The organism is Streptomyces sp. NPDC026377 (genome assembly GCF_055567715.1).
Window position 1 is genome coordinate 319,977 of record NZ_JBVHPV010000008.1, and the last position, 17,326, is coordinate 337,302.

General features: G+C 72.6%; 18 protein-coding genes. 10 read left to right on the forward strand and 8 right to left on the reverse strand.

The genetic code is table 11. The features are described from left to right. Nucleotides 1-29 precede the first annotated feature (29 nt). A complete protein-coding gene (locus tag ACZ4MU_RS19555; protein WP_467877906.1) occupies nucleotides 30-1,523 on the forward strand; it encodes a patatin-like phospholipase family protein in 1,494 nt (497 codons plus the stop codon). A 1-nt stretch (nucleotide 1,524) separates the two neighbouring features. Here ACZ4MU_RS19555 and ACZ4MU_RS19560 read toward each other — a convergent pair whose 3' ends face one another. The 3 genes from ACZ4MU_RS19560 to ACZ4MU_RS19570 all read right to left on the reverse strand — a co-directional run bounded on the left by ACZ4MU_RS19560 (nucleotide 1,525) and on the right by ACZ4MU_RS19570 (nucleotide 4,082). Beyond that, on the reverse strand, nucleotides 1,525-1,671 hold the full coding sequence (locus ACZ4MU_RS19560) for a hypothetical protein (RefSeq protein ID WP_467877910.1): 147 nt from the start codon (nucleotides 1,669-1,671) through the stop codon (nucleotides 1,525-1,527). A gap of 162 nt (nucleotides 1,672-1,833) precedes the next feature. Beyond that, nucleotides 1,834-2,694, reverse strand: a complete 861-nt coding sequence (locus ACZ4MU_RS19565) for an HpcH/HpaI aldolase/citrate lyase family protein (protein ID WP_467877912.1) — start codon at nucleotides 2,692-2,694, stop codon at nucleotides 1,834-1,836. Nucleotides 2,695-2,765: 71 nt separating this feature from the next. After that, on the reverse strand, nucleotides 2,766-4,082 hold the full coding sequence (locus ACZ4MU_RS19570; RefSeq protein WP_467877915.1) for a CaiB/BaiF CoA transferase family protein: 1,317 nt from the start codon (nucleotides 4,080-4,082) through the stop codon (nucleotides 2,766-2,768). A 21-nt stretch (nucleotides 4,083-4,103) separates the two neighbouring features. On the opposite strand from ACZ4MU_RS19570, the gene ACZ4MU_RS19575 reads away from it, so the two are divergent. Continuing rightward, complete coding sequence (locus ACZ4MU_RS19575; RefSeq protein ID WP_467877918.1) at nucleotides 4,104-4,811, forward strand: TetR/AcrR family transcriptional regulator C-terminal domain-containing protein; 708 nt, start codon at nucleotides 4,104-4,106, stop codon at nucleotides 4,809-4,811. Nucleotides 4,812-4,988: 177 nt separating this feature from the next. Here the strand turns inward: ACZ4MU_RS19575 and ccrA are convergent, their stop codons facing one another. From ccrA to ACZ4MU_RS19595, 4 genes are all read right to left on the reverse strand, one after another. After that, on the reverse strand, nucleotides 4,989-6,311 hold the full coding sequence (gene ccrA, locus ACZ4MU_RS19580) for a crotonyl-CoA carboxylase/reductase (RefSeq protein WP_467877921.1): 1,323 nt from the start codon (nucleotides 6,309-6,311) through the stop codon (nucleotides 4,989-4,991). A 138-nt stretch (nucleotides 6,312-6,449) separates the two neighbouring features. Beyond that, nucleotides 6,450-7,034 carry a hydrolase gene (locus ACZ4MU_RS19585; protein WP_467877924.1) on the reverse strand — a complete coding sequence of 195 codons (585 nt, stop codon included), beginning with the start codon at nucleotides 7,032-7,034 and terminating at the stop codon, nucleotides 6,450-6,452. An 80-nt stretch (nucleotides 7,035-7,114) separates the two neighbouring features. After that, nucleotides 7,115-8,524, reverse strand: a complete 1,410-nt coding sequence (locus ACZ4MU_RS19590; RefSeq protein ID WP_467877927.1) for an MFS transporter — start codon at nucleotides 8,522-8,524, stop codon at nucleotides 7,115-7,117. A gap of 19 nt (nucleotides 8,525-8,543) precedes the next feature. Next, entirely contained in the window at nucleotides 8,544-8,978 is a 435-nt protein-coding gene (locus tag ACZ4MU_RS19595; RefSeq protein WP_467877930.1) for a MarR family winged helix-turn-helix transcriptional regulator, read from the reverse strand. Nucleotides 8,979-9,203: 225 nt separating this feature from the next. On the opposite strand from ACZ4MU_RS19595, the gene ACZ4MU_RS19600 reads away from it, so the two are divergent. From ACZ4MU_RS19600 to ACZ4MU_RS19625, 6 genes are all read left to right on the forward strand, one after another. Further along, nucleotides 9,204-10,439 (forward strand): CaiB/BaiF CoA transferase family protein, encoded by a 1,236-nt coding sequence (locus tag ACZ4MU_RS19600; RefSeq protein WP_467877985.1) that lies wholly within the window; start codon nucleotides 9,204-9,206, stop codon nucleotides 10,437-10,439. Then, nucleotides 10,436-11,296: an HpcH/HpaI aldolase/citrate lyase family protein gene (locus ACZ4MU_RS19605; RefSeq protein ID WP_467877932.1), complete on the forward strand. Its 861-nt coding sequence runs from the start codon at nucleotides 10,436-10,438 to the stop codon at nucleotides 11,294-11,296. Before ACZ4MU_RS19600 ends, ACZ4MU_RS19605 begins: the two co-directional genes overlap by 4 nt. Before the next feature lie 123 nt (nucleotides 11,297-11,419). Continuing rightward, nucleotides 11,420-12,283 (forward strand): cyclase family protein, encoded by an 864-nt coding sequence (locus tag ACZ4MU_RS19610; RefSeq protein WP_467877935.1) that lies wholly within the window; start codon nucleotides 11,420-11,422, stop codon nucleotides 12,281-12,283. Further along, a complete protein-coding gene (locus ACZ4MU_RS19615; protein ID WP_467877938.1) occupies nucleotides 12,280-13,743 on the forward strand; it encodes an MmgE/PrpD family protein in 1,464 nt (487 codons plus the stop codon). The genes ACZ4MU_RS19610 and ACZ4MU_RS19615 overlap by 4 nt, the downstream gene beginning before the upstream one ends. Nucleotides 13,744-13,911: 168 nt before the next feature. Beyond that, a complete protein-coding gene (locus ACZ4MU_RS19620) occupies nucleotides 13,912-14,904 on the forward strand; it encodes an NHL repeat-containing protein (RefSeq protein ID WP_467877941.1) in 993 nt (330 codons plus the stop codon). A 154-nt stretch (nucleotides 14,905-15,058) separates the two neighbouring features. Then, nucleotides 15,059-15,712 carry a DUF6629 family protein gene (locus ACZ4MU_RS19625; protein ID WP_467877943.1) on the forward strand — a complete coding sequence of 218 codons (654 nt, stop codon included), beginning with the start codon at nucleotides 15,059-15,061 and terminating at the stop codon, nucleotides 15,710-15,712. A gap of 166 nt (nucleotides 15,713-15,878) precedes the next feature. Here ACZ4MU_RS19625 and ACZ4MU_RS19630 read toward each other — a convergent pair whose 3' ends face one another. Further along, nucleotides 15,879-16,121: a hypothetical protein gene (locus ACZ4MU_RS19630; RefSeq protein WP_467877945.1), complete on the reverse strand. Its 243-nt coding sequence runs from the start codon at nucleotides 16,119-16,121 to the stop codon at nucleotides 15,879-15,881. A gap of 304 nt (nucleotides 16,122-16,425) precedes the next feature. Here ACZ4MU_RS19630 and ACZ4MU_RS19635 point away from each other — a divergent pair, with 304 nt between their 5' ends. Together ACZ4MU_RS19635 and ACZ4MU_RS19640 are read left to right on the forward strand one after the other, a co-directional pair. Beyond that, nucleotides 16,426-16,803, forward strand: coding sequence for a hypothetical protein (locus tag ACZ4MU_RS19635; protein WP_467877948.1), 378 nt, complete (start codon nucleotides 16,426-16,428; stop codon nucleotides 16,801-16,803). 113 nt (nucleotides 16,804-16,916) lie between these two features. Continuing rightward, nucleotides 16,917-17,180 carry a GlsB/YeaQ/YmgE family stress response membrane protein gene (locus ACZ4MU_RS19640; protein ID WP_467877950.1) on the forward strand — a complete coding sequence of 88 codons (264 nt, stop codon included), beginning with the start codon at nucleotides 16,917-16,919 and terminating at the stop codon, nucleotides 17,178-17,180. The last annotated feature ends 146 nt before the right edge of the window (nucleotides 17,181-17,326 follow it).

Sequence of the window (17,326 nt, forward strand, 5' to 3'; positions counted from 1 at the left end):
CCCGGATCACCGCCCTGGAGAGGCCCCAGATGACACACCAGCCCACCCACACGCCCGAAGTCGCCTTCGTGCTCGGCGGAGGCGGCGCCCTCGGTGGCCATCAGGTCGGCATGGTCCGCGCTCTCTTCGAGCACGGGATCACTCCCGACCTGGTCATCGGTACGTCCATCGGGTCGATCCAGGGAGCCATGGTCGCCAGGAACCCGACCCTGTCGGTGTGCGAGGAGATGCTGCGTTTCTGGCACGACTTCGTCGCCGACCGGGTCATGGGGCTCACCCCGCGCAGCCTGCTCAAGGCGCTCGCCCTGCGACCGGAGATCAAGTCCAACACCGCCGTACGCGCCCTGCTCGCCACCCACTTCGCCCAGCCGGGCAGGATCGAGGACCTCCAGGTCCCCTACCAGTGCGTCGCCGCGTCCATCGAGCGCGCCGCCGTCCGGTACTTCGACTCCGGGCCCCTGCTCCCCGCGCTCCTGGCGTCCAGCGCCGTGCCGGGACTGTGGCCTCCGGTACGGATCGGTGCGGAGCACTACGTGGACGGAGGGGTCGCCGAATCCGTGCCTCTGTCGCGGGCCGTGGCCAGTGGCGCGCGCACCATCTACGTCCTGCGTATGCGCCAGAACGAACGCCCCCTGCGCCCGGCCCGTACTCCCTGGCAACTGGGGGCGACCATCTTCGAGGTGTCCCGTCGACACCATCTGCACCAGGTCCTCAACAGCCGTCCGGACGGCGTACGCGTCCACATCCTGCCCAGTGGCGAGGACGCCCCGGCGCAGGGGCGGGAATCCTCCTGGCCCAACCGGGGCCGCGAGCTGGCGGCCATCCACCGCCGGATCGACCTCAGCTACGCCGCCACCAGCCGCTATCTGGAGGCCCGCGCCACCCGGCAGCCCGTCGTTCCGCGCCGCACGGCTCCCCGGCCCCCTGCGCATCCCGCGTGGCCGGGGGCGGTTCCGTCCCTGGTGACGGAGAAGCACCGGCGGCAGTTCCAGCTCTTCGACACCGACGCGGACGGTGTCGTCACGGCGGCGGACTTCATGGCCGCCGCCACGCGGATGGCCACGCGCCTCGGGCACGAGACGGACAGCCGGCAGGCGCTCGCCCTGCGGGACGCGTTCGCCACGTACTGGCGCAGTCTGACCGGCGAGGCCGGGGTGTTCTCCTCGCAGTCCCTGACGCGCGAGCCGTTCACCACCGCCCTGGCCAAACTCGCCTTCTCCCCCGCCACCTACGACACCTGCATCCTGCCGCTGGTCACGGCCGTCCTCATGGCAGCCGACCACGACCAGGACGGTCTTCTCGGCCGGGCCGAGACGCGACAGCTCGTACGGGCCCTGGGCGCGGACGAGGCCGAAGCCGCCCTCATCGCCCACCGGCTGGACACCGACGGGGACGGCACGACCAACCTCGACGAGCTGAGCGAGTCCCTCCACGACTACTTCACCAGCGACGAGCCCGGGTGCGTGGGAAACCTGCTCTTCGGCGGGGCTGCCCCGGAGGAGCCGGGGACGGGCCCCTCCTGAGTCAGCGCCGGCCGCGCAGCCGCCTGAACATCCCTTGGGCCTGCTCCCGCTTGCGCGGGTCGGCGGCGGCGCGGCGCACCGAGGCGATCGTCCGCTGCCCCTGCGGGGTGCGGCTGAACTGCTTGATCTTTGCCAGAAGCCCGGACATGAACCCTCCCGATACAGCGTGTCGTGACGCTAGGTCGTCTGCCCCGGCACTGTCGGTCGAAACGACGGCGCGGACGCACGCGGGAGGCGCGGTGGGTGTCGCGGGGAGCACGATGAAGCGCCGGAAGGGGGCGAGGGCGTCCGGGCGCGCCCAGAACGGCGCTCAGGCGGGATCGCGCGCCCCGAGGGCGGCGACGTCCAGGACGGTGCGGGCCTGGCGAAGTGCGGCGGTGTCGACGAGGGCGCCGGTTTCGTCGAGCCAGGCACCCGAGCCCGCCGCGTGCGCCGCCTCGACGCGTCGCAGCAGGCGGCGCGCGGCGGCCACGTCCTGGTCACTCGGGGTGAACGCGGCGTTGACGACCGGGACTTGCGCGGGATGCACCACCGACCGCCCGAAGAAACCGCGTTCGCGGCCGCGGACGCAGTCCGCCGCCAGTCCGTCGAGGTCGCGTACGGCGGGGAAGACGCTCATGGGCGGGCGGGGCAGCCGGGCCGCCGCGGCGGCGAGCAGGACGCGGTGGGCGGCCGCGTCCAGTACATCCCGGTGGGCGGTGCCGAGTTCGGCCGCGAGGTCGGCCGCCCCGAAGGCGAGGCCCGCCACCGAGGGATGTGCGGTGGCCAGGGCGTAGGCGTGTTCCACGCCCAGCGCCGTCTCCAGCAGCGGCACCAGGGGCACGCCCGGCAGATGCCGTGCCGCCTGCGCCGTCCGCGCCGGGTGTTCGCACTTGGGTATGCGTACGCCCGAGACGCGGCTCCCGCGCAGCGCGGCCAGATCGTCCTCGCCGCCCTCCCCCAGGGGGTTGACGCGCACATACACCGGGCGGGGGTGCGGGCGGTCCAGGAAGGCGGCGGCCGCCTCGCGCGCGGTGTCCTTGCGGCCGGGCGCGACCGCGTCCTCAAGGTCGACGACCACCGCGTCCGCCCCGCTGGCCAGGGCCTTGGAGAAGCGGTCCGGGCGGTCGCCGGGCACATACAGCCAGGTGCGCGACGGGCTGACGGGGGTGGGCGTGGGCCGTGCCTCCATCGGGTCTTCCTCCGGGCCTTCCTTCGGGGGAAACGGGTGGCGTGCGCCGGTGGGCGGGGTCGGAGCGGGAGTCACCGGATCACTCCCCCGTCGCGCAGCTCCGCCCGCCGCTCCGGGCCGATGCCCAGTTCGCCCAGTACCTCGTCGTTGTCCGCGCCGAGGGGCCGGCCCGCCCAGCGGACCCGGCCCGGTGTGGTGGACAGGCGGGCGGGTACGCCCTGCATGGCCAGGTCGCCCAGTTCGGGGTCGTCGAGGTGCACGACGGTGTGGAGGGCGGCGAACTGGGGGTCGGCCATGATGTCGGCGATGCTGTAGACGGGTGCGACGGCGGCCTCGGCCTTCTCGAACGCGGCGATGACCTCCTCGGCGTCGCGTGCGGCGATCCAGCCACCGACGGCGGCGTCCAGCTCCTCGACGTGCTCGGCGCGCCGCGACCCGCTGGCGAACCACGGCTTGTCGATCAGTTCGGGCCTGCCCACCAGCCGCATCACCCGCTCGGCGATGGACTGCGCGCTGGTGGAGACCGCGACCCAGCGCCCGTCGCGGCAGCGGTAGACGTTGCGCGGGGCGTTGTTGGCCGAACGGTTGCCCAGGCGCCGGGGTATGACGCCCTGTTGCTGGAAGGCGGAGATCTGCGGTCCGAGCAGGTGCAGGATCGGCTCGATCAGGGTGGTGTCGACGACCTGGCCGCGCCCGGTCGCCGCGCGAGCGTGCAGGGCGACCATCGTCGCGTACGCGGAGGTGACGGCCGCGATGCCGTCGGCGAGGCCGAACGGGGGCAGGGTGGGCGGCCCGTCCGGTTCGCCCGTGGAGTGCGCGAAGCCGCTCATCGCCTCCGCGAGGGTGCCGAAGCCCGCGCGGTTCCGCATGGGGCCCACCCGGCCGAAACCGCTGACGCGGACCATCACCAGGCGGGGGTTGACGCGGGCGAGTTCCTGATAGCCGAGGCCCCAGCGCTCGAAGGTGCCCGGGCGGAAGTTCTCCACCAGGACGTCGGCGTCGCGTACCAGGGTCCGGCAGATGTCCTGGGCCTCGGGGCGGCTCAGGTCGAGGGTGATCGTGCGCTTGTTGCGGCCGATCAGCTTCCACCACAGGCTCTCGCCGTGGACCTGGACACCGTTGCGTCGCGCCGGGTCGCCCGTCGGGTGCTCGATCTTGATGACGTCCGCACCGAAGTCCCCCAGCAGGGTGGCCACACCCGGCCCCGCGAACAGCGTGGCCGCGTCCACCACCCGTACACCGCTCAAGGGCAGCCTTGTCTCGGTCTCCACTGGGCACCACCGTCTCTTCCGCCGAGTTTTACCGTAAGGCTTACGGTAATGGGTACCGTAGGCTTGCCCGTGGCAGTACGCAAGATCACTCGGCCCCGGTGGGCACGGATCGGCCATGCCGGAGAACGAAGGAGCACGATGGCGAAGGCGTCGGCGAAACCGGCCGCGGGCGGCGGGGGCAGACGGCCGCGGGGCTCGCTCTCCCGGGCGCAGATCGTCACGGCCGCCCTCGACGTCGCGCGGCACGACGGCCTGGAGGCGGTCAGCATGCCCCGGCTCGCCCGTGAGCTGGGCTGTGGCGTGATGTCGCTCTATGGACACGTGGACAGCAAGGAGCACCTGCTCGAACTGCTCGCCGCGGGTGTGCTGCGCGACTTCCCACTGGAGCGCTCGGACTCCCTGGGCTGGCGGCAGGCGCTGGCGGAGTTCTCCGTGGCGCTGCGTCGGCGGATGCTCGAACACAGCGCGCTGGCAGAGCTTCTGATGACCCGTCGGATGTGGAGCACGGAGCTGGCGGAGGTCTTCGAATGGCTGCTCGGGCGGCTCACCGCGGGCGGCTGGCCGCTGCGGGAGGCGGTCCGCGCGTACCACGCCGCTCAGACGTACACGCTCGGCTTCGTCCTGTACGAGATCAACCGGACCGAGCCGCAGTGCCAGGAGGAACACCGCGCCTGGTGGGGCCATGCCGTCGCCGACCTGCCGCCCGCGTCGTTCCCGCTGCTGCACGCGGCGGCCGAGTACGCCCCGGAAGGCGCGCGGGACGCGCAGTTCACCTGGGGCCTGGAGCGGCTGCTGAACGGTCTGGAAGCCGAGCTCGCGTCAGGTGCTCCACCGCGAGGGCGGTAGGCAGGCGGCGGCCCGCCGTCCGGGAAATGGCGTGACCGTGCCGCACCTCGCCGCGCCCGCTCGACGGCGCGCCTCGGCGGTGGACCGGGGCAACACTCCCGCGCGCCTCGGCGGTGGACCGGAGCAACCCCTCCGGTCCACCGCCGTGGCCCGGCTCCCGCCCGAGCCCTCGCGCCGTCAGCCGCGGAACAGCGCGAACCGCTCCTCACCCACCCGGGCACGGGCCTCGGGGTCGGTCACTCCCAGTCCGGCACGCGGTGCGAGACCGAGCACGCCGACCTTGCCGACGTGCTCGTTGACCTGCACGCTGCGTGCCGCCTTGCCCGCCTCGTCGAGCGCGTACGTGGCGGACAGCGCCGGCAGGACCTTGCCCAGGCTGATGAGCCGGTTGGTCTCCCACTGCTCGTCGAGGTTGGCCCCGTGGCTGCCGATGATGTTCTTCAGCTTCATCCACAGGTAGCGGTTGTCGTACTGATGGTCGTAACCGGTGCTGGAGCCGCAGGTGACGACCGTTCCACCGCGCCGCGCGAGGAAGACCGAGGCGGCGAAGGTCGCCTTGCCCACGTGCTCGAAGACGATGTGCGGGTCCTCGCCGACCGCCGCGCGGATCGCCTTGCCCAGCTTCTTCCAGCCCTCGGGCCGCTGGAGCATGGTGCGGTCGCCCCGCTCGATCTCGGACCGGTCGATGACCGCCTCGCACCCGAGCTTGCGCAACAGCTCCGCCTTCTCCGGAGAGCTGACCACACCGACGGGGATGCCGCCGCCGTTGCGCACCAACTGCACGGCGTACGCGCCGAGTCCACCGGTGGCGCCCCAGATCAGGACGACGTCGCCCTGCTTCATCCGGGCGCCCCGGTCGCTGACGAGCATGCGGTAGGCGGTGCCCGCGCACAGCGGATTGGAGGCGGCCTCCTCCCAGGTGAGCAGCGCGGGCTTGGGCAGCAGCTGGCTGGCTCTGACGACGGTGTACTCGGCCAGACCGCCGAAGTTGGTCTCGAAGCCCCAGGCGCGCTGGTCCTCGCCGAGCATGCCGTCGCGGTGGGTGGCGGGGTCCTGCTCGTCGACGTAGGCCGTGGCGACGACGACGTGGTCGCCCGCCTTCCAGCGGCGCACGGCCGAGCCGGTGCGCACCACCACGCCCGAGGCGTCGGATCCGAGGATGTGATACGGCAGGTCGTGCCGCGCGTCCCAGCCGCCGCGCCTGCCCATGTCCTCCAGGAAGCGGAAGGTGGGCACCGGCTCGAAGGTGGCGGACCACACGGTGTTGAAGTTGATGGCTCCGGCCATCACCGCCACCATCACCTCGTCGGGCGCCAGCTCGGGCAGCGGTACCTGGTCGACGTGGATCGACTTGCGAACGTCCTTGTCCTCGATGCCGGTGAACATGGCGGTGTCGGCCTTGTGGATCACCGCCGCCTTCATCTGCTGGGGCAGCGGCAGCTCCGCGAGCTCTTCACCGCTACGGCCTTCGATCACGGCTGCTGCGAGGGACGTACTCATGGTTCTCCGATCTCGGACGGCTTGCCGGGGCAGTCCGTCTGGGTGTGCGCGCCCGGGGTAGGGGCGGATGTGCCAAGGCGCCTTGCTTCTGGGGGGTCTGCTGGTGCGTGGCCGCACCGGACGGCGGTGTCCGGCGAGTTACTTCGCGGTGGCCTTCAGCGCGGTGAGGACGGCGTCGGTGGTGTCGAGCCGGGCGATCATCGGCAGGATCCGCTTGGTCGCGAACTCCTGGTGCTCGGCGGAGAAGGTGCTGGTCGCGTCCTCGGCGACGATCACGTGGTAGCCGTGTTCGTAGGCGAAGCGGGCCGTGGACTCCACGGCGAGGTTGGTGGCGACACCGGTGAGGACGAGCTCGTCGACGCCGCGGCGGCGCATCTGCAGGTCCAGTTCGGTGCCGGTGAAAGCGCCCCACTGGCGCTTGGTGATGAGCAGGTCGCCCGGGTGCGCTTCGAGCTCGGGCGAGAGGCGGGAGTACTCGGGGTGCAGGGCGGGCGGGTTGTGGGGCACGTCGGCGCGGGGGTTGAGGGCGGCGCCGCCGTCGGGGCCGTGGGCCACGTTGACGAGCACGACGGGCAGGCCCGCTTCCCGGAAGGCGTGGGCGAGCCGGGCGCTGTTCGCCACGACCTGGTCGGCCGGGTGGGGCTTCAGGGGGAGACCGAGGATGCCCTCCTGAAGGTCGAGCACGACCAGGGCGGCCTTGGGGCTGAGTTCCACGACGGGCATGGGTGGGTTCCTTTCCGAACCGGTGGACGCGTGCACGGTGTGTGCACGTGGGGGGGTGAGGGGGTGTTGGTGGGGAGGCCTCAGCCGCGTGCTTCGGCGCCGCGCAGATGCCGGGTGGTGGCGGCGTTCACGAGCAGCACGAGGCTGATGCCGGTGATCACGGCGGCCAGCAGGTGCAGCCCCGAGTCGTCGGCCTCGCTGCCGACCGCGATCCCGACGAGGGCGGAGGCGAGGTTGGCGCCGATGTACTGGGCGGTGCGGTAGAGCCCGGAGGCGGTGCCGATCTGTTCGGCGGGCGCGGTGCGGTACATCAGCGTCTGGTTGCCCAGGCTGTTGAAGCCGTTGGGCAGACCGAGGACCGCGGCGATGAGGAGGACTTCCCAGATCGGCACGGTCTCGCCGAACAGGGCCAGCGCCCCGCTGCCCAGGCACAGGGCGGCGGATCCGGTGATCAGCACGGTGCGCAGTCCGCGTTCGACGAGTCGGGTGGCCCACATGGTGGTGGCGAAGCCGAGGGCGGCGACCGGCAGCATCACCAGGCCGGACGCGGACTCGGACAGGCCGCGGCCCTGCTGGAGCCACTGGGGCAGGGCGTAGGTGATGGAGTAGAACACCACGTACGTCGCCATGCAGCGCAGATAGGTCGCGGCGAGCGGACCGTTGCGGACGATCATGCGCAGGTCCACGAAGGGTTTGCGGGCGCGCAGTTCGCGCCGGATCAGCGCGGCGGTCAGCACGACGAAGACGGCCAGCGCCCACCACCACGGGTCGTCGGGCAGCGAGAGCAGGAACAGCATGAGCCCGCACAGCTCACCGGTGAACAGGGCCATGCCCGCGAGGTCGAGTTCGCGCAGGGTGGCGGCGACGTTGTGGGCCGGTTCGTCGGCGGGCAGCCAGAGGAACGCCATGACCATGGCCGCCACGGTGAGCGGGACGTTGACCCAGAAGATGGCGCGCCAGCCCGCGAGTTGGACGAGCACGCCGCCGAGCGGCGGGCCGAGGGCGACGGCCGCCTGGGAGGCGGCGGAGATGGCGCCGAGCCCGCCGGTGGGTGTGGAGCCCTCGCCGCTGTGCGCGGCGGCCCAGGCGCGCATCATCGACATGCCGGCCGGATAGGCGGCCGAGGTGCCGATCCCGAGCACGACACGGGCGGCGATGAGCCAGCCGAGCGTGGGGGCGAAGGGCGCGGCTGTCGCCGACACCAGGACCAGCACCAGGCCGAAGCCGAAGACGCGGCGCGCTCCGAGGGCGTCGGCGAGGCGGCCCATCGTCGGCTGGGCGACGGCGGTGGCCAGATAGAGGCCGGAGACCAGCCAGATGACCTCGGCCCCGGCGTCGAACGCCTTCTGGATGGAGAGCAGCGCCACCGCGATCATCGAGGAGTTGAGGGCGTTGAGCAGGGTGCCCACAACGATCGGGGCGAGGAAGCCGAGGGGGATACGGGGAGGGGCAGCCGCTTGAGTTGCGGTCTGCGCGGTCGGTAACGGCACGGCGCCCCCTCGGGGTCTCCTAGGTTTCGGACAACAGGTCCAGCAGTTTGTTGGCGGCGCCGAGGATCTCCCGCTCCACCGGTGTCAGGCGTTTGGTGATCGCCTGGGCGAGCCACGCGTCACGCATCCGCCGGTCGGTCTCCACCAGGTGGCGGCCCGCGTCGGTGATCTCCATGAGGACCTGACGGCCGTCGCGGTCGTGAGGGCGACGCGTGATGAGGCCGTGCTCCTCCAAGGAGGCGAGCTGGCGGGTGAGCGACTGCGGCAGGACGCCTTCGGCGGCGGCCAGCTCCTTCGGGCTGAGGGCTCCGGCGCGGTCCAGTCGGCTCAGCACCGAGGCGCTGGTGAGTCCGAGACCGTGCGCGGGGCGTTCCTGCCGCATGCGCCGTGCCAGGGCGGACACGCTGTCGCGGGTCTGCCTGGCCAGATCGAGGGTGAGTTCCTTGTCTTCCACGAACGAAGCTTAGCTTATAAGCACGGCTTACCTTTTCGTCAAGATCACCTTCTTGAGGCAGGCGCTGCCGCAGCACCACTACCCTGCCTGAGAAATCGACCATAGAGCCTTTGACCTGCGTTAAAGAGTTGTCAAAGAACATGTTTGGCCGGAAAGCGATGGATAGTCTTGAGTGTGACACGGCTCGCATTTACTTCGCTGTGCGTAGCATGTTGTCTGGTGATCATGATCCCTCGCACCACGAGTGACCCCGGCGAACACCCGGTGCCCCCCGGCGCACCGGCCCCGCTCGCCGGGCTGAAAGTCATCGACACCGCCACCCTCTTCGCCGGCCCTTTCGCCGCCACCCTCCTCGGGGACTACGGCGCCGACGTCGTCAAGATCGAGCACCCCGACGGTGACCCCGCCCGCCGTTACGGCGCGCAGGCCGACGGCGTCCCCGTGTGGTGGAAGGTCGTGGCCCGCAACAAGCGCTCCGCCACCTTGGACCTGCACACCGAGGAGGGCCAGGACCTCTTCCGGCGTCTCGCGGCCGACGCCGACCTCATCGTGGAGAACTTCCGCCCCGGAACCCTGGAGCGCTGGGGCCTGGACTACCCCTCCCTCAGCGCCGACAACCCGCGCCTGGTGCTGCTGCGGATGACCGGATTCGGCCAGACCGGCCCCTATGCCCGCCGTCCCGGGTTCGGCACGGTCGGCGAGGCCATGAGCGGACTGGCCCACCTCACCGGCACCCCCGACGGGCCGCCCACCCTGCCGTCCTTTCCGCTCGCCGACGCGGTCGCCGGACTCACCGCCGCCTTCGCCGCGCTGACCGCCCTGCGCGCCCGCGAGGCGACCGGCCGCGGTCAGGTCGTGGACTGCTCCATCGTCGAGTCGATGCTCGGCGTCCTCGGCGGCCCGCTGGCCACCTACGACCTGACCGGCATCATGCCCACCCGCCAGGGCAACCGCTCGCCCAACAACGCGCCGCGCAACGTGTACCGCACCAAGGACGACCACTGGGTGGCCGTCTCCGCCACCACCCTCTCCATCGCCGAGCGCGTCGTACGCCTGGTAGGCCGCCCCGAGCTCGCCGAACAGCCCTGGTTCGCCACCGGCGCCGACCGCGCCCGGCACGCCGACGAACTGGACGAGGCTGTCGGCAGCTGGATCGCCGAACGCACCCGCGACGACGTCGTCCACCGCTTCGAAGAGGCCCAGGCCGCCGTCGGAGCCGTCTACGACTTCGCCGACGTCCTCGAAGACCCGCAGATCACCGCCCGCGGCTCCATCGTCTCCGTCCCCGACCCGGAACTGGACACGATCCGCATGCCAGGAGTCGCCTTCCGGCTCTCCGACACCCCCGGCGCCGTGCGCTCGGCCGGCCCCCGCCTGGGCGAGCACACCGCCGACATCCTCGGCGAACTCGGCCTCGGCCCCGAGGAACTGGCCGCACTCAGCGAAAGAAGAGTCATATGACCGCCGCCGTGCACCGCAGCTACCTCTACGTCCCCGCCCACAAGGGGCGTGTGGTGGAGAAGGCGTACGCGAGCGAGGCCGACGCCGTCGTCCTCGACCTGGAGGACGCCGTACCGGCCGACAGCAAGGACCGGGCCCGCCGCGCCGCCGCCGAGATCCTCTCCTCCGCCCCGCCCAAACCCACGTACGTCCGCGTCAACTCCACCGCCAGCGGCCTCGCCCGCGACGACATACACGCCGTCGCCCTGCCCGGCCTCGCGGCCGTCCGGCTGCCCAAGGTGGAGCACCCGCAGCAGATCCGCGACGCGGCCCGGTGGCTGGAAGAGGCGGGCAGCGACGCGGGGGTGCAGATCCTCGTCGAGTCCGCGCTCGGCGTCGAGGCGATGAGCGACCTCGCCCACGCCACGCCCCGTCTGCAACGCATCGGCCTCGGGGAGAACGACCTCCGCGGCGACCTGCGCACCGACTTCGACGGCCCCACCATGGACGCCGCCCGCGTGCGCTGCGTCTTCGTCTCCCGCGCCGCGGGCCTGGTCAGCCCGGCCATGAGTGTCTACCCGCGCCTGGACGACCCCGAGGGGCTGCGCCGCTCCTGCCTGGACGGGCTCCGCATGGGCTACCTCGGCCGTTTCGCCGTCCACCCCGTCCAACTCCCGGTGATCAACGAAGTGTTCACCCCCTCCCCCGACGAGGTCGCCGAAGCCCGTGCCCTGCTGGCCGCGGCCGCGGCCCGGCCGGACGCCGGGTCGTCGGTGTTCGTCACCGAGGACGGCCGCGCCGTCGCCCCGCCGCTGCTCGCCAACGCCCGCGCGGTGCTCGCCGCGGCCGAAGCGGTGCTCGCGTCACCCGCTCGGTAGACCTCCGCAAACTTCTGACGGTGTGTCACACACCGCCTCGCGCGCCGGGCGCCACCGCACCCGTTCGCACACCTCCGCCGAAGCACCCCTCATCCCCTTCCCCCGCACCTGAAAGGTCCCCCCATGCCCGACACCCCGCCGCCCCGGAACACCGCCACCGATCCCCTGCTGAGGGCGATCAGTGCCGGGACGGTCGTCCACGACCTCGCCCAGCCCCTGGAGAACGGCATGCCGTGCTCCCCCAACCACCCCGGCTTCAAGATGGCGCTGCTGCGCCGCCACGGCGACGGGGTCCGGCCGGACGGCAGCTCCGCCGCCAACGAGCTCATCGTCACCGGCGGCCACGTCGGCACCCACATCGACGCGCTCTCGCACGCCTCCCACCACGGCAAGCTCTTCGGCGGCCATGACGCCGCCGAGGCCCAGCAGGGCGGACGCTTCACCGTCCACGGCATCGACACCGTGCCGCCCATGGTCTGCCGCGGCGTACTCCTCGACGTCGCCGCAGCCCACGGCACCGACGTCCTCGACCCCGGCTACGGAATCACCGCCGACGACCTGGAACAGGCCGCCCGGCGCGCGGGCGCCATGCCCGCCGCGAACGACGTGTGCCTGGTACGCACCGGCTGGGCCCGCAAGTGGAGCGACGCGGACGCCTACATCGGGCACACCACCGGCGTGCCCGGCCTCACCGTGGACGCGGCGGCCTGGCTCGCCGACCGCGGCGTACGCGCCATCGGCGCCGACACCACCGCCGTCGAGCAGATCCCCGCGGGCCAGGGGCACGCGGTGCTGCCGGTACACCGCATGCTGCTCGTCGACCGCGGCGTGCACCTCATCGAACACATGAACCTGGAGACGCTGGCCACCGCCGGTGCGGCCGAGTTCCTGTTCGTCCTCAGCCCGCTGAAGATCACCGGCGGTACCGGCTCCCCGGTGCGCCCCCTGGCGGTCCTCACCGACTCCACCGAGGAGGGGACCCGATGACGACGCCCGCCACCCAGGCCGCCGCCCGGGCCGAGACGCCCCTGGTTCATCAACTCGCCGCGTTCGCCGTCGAGTCACGTGACCGGGGTCTCACCCCACGGCTGCGGGCCGAAGCCGCCGAGCGGGTCCTCGACTGCCTGGGCAACAGTCTCCTGGCCATCGGCGAATCGGCCCCCGAAGCCGTCCTCGCCGTCGCCCGTGCCTGGGGCAGCACCGGCACCTCCCACGTCATCGGCTCGACCGAGACACTGGCCGCGCCCGCGGCCGCCCTGGTCAACGGAACCCTGGCACACGCCATGGACTTCGACGACTCCCACATGCTGTCGGTCCTGCACCCCAGCGCCTCCGTGATCCCGGCCGCGCTCGCGGTCGCCGAGACGACCGGCGCCGACGGCCCGCGGCTGCTCGACGCCATCACCGTCGGCACCGAGGTGTGCATCCGGCTCGGCATCGCCGGTTACGACCCGGACCTCGGCAACTCGCTGTTCTTCGAACGCGGGCAGCACGCCACCTCCATCTGCGGCACCCTGGGCGCGGCCGTCGCCGCCGCCATGCTGCTCGGCGGCGACGAGGACGTCATCGCCGCAGCGCTGGGCATCGCCGCGAGCACCGGCGCGGGCCTGCTGGAGGCCAACCGCACCGGCGGAACCGTCAAGCGCGTCCACTGCGGCTGGGCGGCCCAGGCGGGAGTGGCCGCCGCGCAGCTGGCCCAGGCCGGCATCACCGGCCCGCCCACCGTCCTGGAGGGCCGCTTCGGCTTCTTCCAGGCCTGGTGCGGCGACCGGGCCCGGCCCGAAGCCGTCCTCGACGGCCTGGGCGAACGCTGGGAGACCAGCGAGATCATCGTCAAGCCCTATCCGTGCAACCACTTCACCCACCCCGGCATCGACGCCGCACTGCGCCTGCGGGCCCAGGGCATCCGCGCCGAGGACGTCGTCGAGGGCGAACTGCGCGTCCCCTCGGCCATGCACCGCACGATCGGCGAGCCCCCGGCCGCCAAGGCCGCCCCCGCCACCGGTTACGCGGCGGCCTTCTCCGGCCCCTTCACCGTGGCCACCGCGCTCCTCGGCGGCGGCGGACTCGGCGTCTGGTTCGACGACTTCACCGACGCCGCCGCCCACGACCCCGCACTGCGCGCGCTCGCCGGGGTGATCCGCTGTGTGCCCGATCCCGGCCTCGACCGCCTCTTCCCCTCCCGGTTGCCGGCCGTCCTGCGCGTGCGCACTCGCGACGGACAGAGCCACGAGATCCGCGTCGACACCAGCAAAGGCGGCCCGGACGCACCCCTGTCCGCCGCGGAGAAGGAGCACAAGTTCCAGCTCTCGGCCGGCACCGCGCTCCCGGCAGAGCGCGTCGAGGCGGTGCTCCGAGCCGTACGCGCGCTGCCCGGCGGGGGAACCGCCACGGCCCTGCTGGCCCTGTGCGCCGCGGAACCGGCGATGGCCGCACCGGTCGGCTGACCCGGAGAACCACCACACCCGGGACGCCGACGCCGAGCGATCCAGAATCCACCGGCCGCCCGTCAGTGACGCCCCGTACCGCCGCTCACACCGGTGACGGCCGCCGAGATCCCCCACCACACGGACCCACCAACCAGCAACCAACCAATCGAGAGGAACCGCATCACCATGTCCCTCAACGCCGGAGCCCGGCTCCGCACCCGTCTGAACCGCCTCGCCGTGGGCGGCGCGGCCGCCCTGTGCGCCGCCGTCCTCACCACCGGCACCGCCCTGGCCGCGCCCACGATCCAGACCGCGGACACCCTCCCCGGAGACAAGGTCTACCCGGAGAGCCTCACCCAAGACGCTCTCACCGGCGACCTGTTCGTCTCCTCCTACGGCGACGGCTCCGTGCTGCGCGTGCCCGCAGGCAGCACCAAGGCCTCGGTCTTCCTCCCGGCGGGCACCGACGGGCGCGCCCACGCGGCCGGTGTGAAGGCCGACAAGCTCGGCCGGCTGTGGGTCTCCGGCGGAACGGACCGTTCGGTCACCGTGTACGACGACACGACCGGTATCCGCCTGGCCCGCTTCCACATCCCCTTCGCCTCCGGCGGCGTGAACGACCTCACGTTCGGCCCCGACGGCACCGCCTACCTCACCGACTCCTTCAACCCCGCCGTCTACAGAGTCACCCCGCAGCAGTTCGCCGCGGCCACGACCGCCGACACTCCGCTCGACATCTGGCGCGACCTCACCGGCACGCCCGCGGCGTACACCCAGCACACCGGCCTGAACCTCAATGGCATCGCGTACGTGGACGGCGGAGCCCTCCTGACCGCCAACACCACGACCGGCGCGCTCTACCGCATCGCCACCGACACCGGTGCCGTCACCGCGGTCCCCGGCATCTCCCTGACCAACTCCGACGGCCTCTTCTACCAGGGCGGCACGCTCTGGGCCGCGCTCAACCGCACGAACACCCTCGTGCGTCTGAAGGTCTCGTACGGCGCCCTGTCCGTCACCCAGGAAGCCGTCCTCACCAGCACCGACCTCCAGATCCCCACCGCTGTCATCCGCTCCGGTGGGCACCTGCTGGTCGCCCGCTCCCAGTACGACAAGGGTGGCCCGTTCGGCGCGGGCACCCCCGTCCCCTTCACGGTCGCCGAGGTCGACGGCTTCTGATCCGCCCCACCGGCACACACCTGGCGGACGGGCCCGACCGGCTCGTCCGTCAGGGCGCGGCGAGCAGCGAGCACCGTCCTTAGCCCGGGCCGGAACACCTCACCGTCTTTCCGTCGGCGCCCACACGCGCCCCAGGAGCCGTACCGTGGCTCCCATGTGCTGGAGTGCCACAGCCGACCTCGTCGCGGGTACGGGCATCGCGGCCGTCGGCGTCGTCTCGGTGACCCTCGCCGCCCGGCGCCCCCGTGACGTACCCCTGGCCGCGCTGCCGCTTCTTCTGGGGAGCCACCAGATCGTCGAAGCCGCGGTCTGGCACAACGACGGCGGCACCGGGGCCGCCACGGTGGCCTGGGCCGTCATAGCGCTGCCCCTGCTGGCACTGTGGGTACCGGCGGCCGTGCTCTGCGCCGCGCCGCCGAGCGCCCGCCGCCGTCTGCTCATCCCCTTGGCGGCAGGGCTCGCGACGGCAGCGGCGCTCGCCCACGCGCTGGCGACGCGCACCGTGACGGCCGACATCCGCGGGCACACCGTCGGGTACGCCCTCGGTCTGCCGCAGCCGGAACTGGTCGTGGGCGGTTACCTTCTCGCCACGATCGGCTCCCTGCTCCTGTCCGGCGACCGCGGCCTGGTCCTGCTCGGTGTCCTGGTCGCCGTGGGAGCCGCGGTGTCCGTCGCGCTGTGGCGGCAGGAGTACATCTCGACGTGGTGCGCGGCCGCGGCGGTGTGCTCGGTGGTCCTGGTCCTCTGGGCACAAAGGCGTCGTCCACCGGACGCGGGGCTGCCGGGCCGGGGCATGCGCGGAGCGTGACGAGGCCCGGTGCGGGTGAACCCGTCGGACGTCGGCCGACCGCCGCCGGACAGCGAAGGGGCGCGGCGGTGGGACGCGGGAGCCGACCGGCCCACGCCTGTTTCCCCCAGACCGCGCCCGTCCTCAGCGCGAGGAGCTCTATTCCGGCGAGCCCTGCCGACGAGCCCTACCGCTTGGGGCGCTTGACCCAGCCCTTGATCACCAGCTGGTCGCAGTGCCACTTGGCGTAACTCCGGCTCTCGCCCTTGTTCCGGGCGGCCTTGAGGCAGTCCGCGTACGGCCACGGCGGGCCGCTGTCGGCCTGCGGGGCAGAGGCGGGAGCGGCCGTGGGGAGGCCGTGGGCGTGGGCCGGGCCTGCCAGTCCCAGAGCGGACAGGGTCAAGACCGTGGCAGCGATGATCTTTTTCATGAACTGTCAACGATCACCGCGCGTGATGGACACGCCCCGGTGCCGGAGCGACCGTCGTCCCGCCAGGACCGTCACCCGAACGGCCGCACCCGGCCCTCGCCCGGAGCGCGAGCCCGCGTACGGCACCGGCGGCCGGTCGATCCCCACCCGGACCAGGGGGCCGCGTCCGGCGCGCGGCCGGCGCGGACGGTTCGGGCCCCACTCCGGGCGCCCCCTCCCGGCGGCGCGCGAGGAGTGATCCGTCCGCTAGGGTGCCTGCGGCCCGAGGTGGCCGGGGCAAGGGTGCGGCTGGATTGGGGCGGGTATGGACACCATCGAGACGGTATTGCAGAAGGCACTGTCGATCGGCGGGGCCACCGGGGTGGCAGTGGTCGACTTCCGGCAGCGCCGGGTCCTGGGCTCCCTCGATCGCGGCAGTGGGCTGGACATGGACAAGGTCGCCTACGGGGACAGCGACGTGATGCGCGCCAAGCTCTACACCCTGGAGCTCCTCGGCTACGCCCCGGACAGTGTCGAGGACATCCTGATCACGCTCGGCACCGAGCTCCACATGATCCGCCCCGTGCTGCGGCTGCGGGAGGGCGGCCTCTTCATCTACCTCGTCCTGGACCGCGAAAGCGCACTGCCCCTGGACGAGGTCCGCGCGGCACTCCGTGCTCTGGAGCCCCTCCTGGAACTGTAGGCACCGCGGCCCCCGGGGGACATGGCGGCCGGGGCATCTTCCACGAGGACAGGGTGTGTGAGCACCCGTCGCGCGGGCATCCGAGCAGCGAACGACTTCGAGGAAGGGACGGCATGGAGATCTCCGGCATCATCACCGCCATCATCATCGGCGCAGTCATCGGCGTTCTGGGCCGCCTCGCCCTGCCTGGCCGCCAGCACACCGGCATCCTGTGGACCATCGCCGTCGGTATCATCGCCGCTCTGATCGGTACCGCCATCGCCGCCGCCCTGGACGTGGCGGACACCAAGGGCATCGACTGGATCGAACTCGCCATCCAGATCGCGCTCGCCGCGGTCGGCGTCGCTGCGGTGGAACGGCTGAAGGGCCGCCGCTGACCGGCAGGCCGGTCTCCCACGTCGGGGGGGCCGGGGGGGGGGCGCCCCCGGGCCCCCCCGGGGGGGGGGGGCCCCCCCCCCCCGCCGGCCGCCCCCCCCCCCCCCCCCCCCCCCCCCCGCCCCCCCCCCCCCCCCCCCCCCCCCCC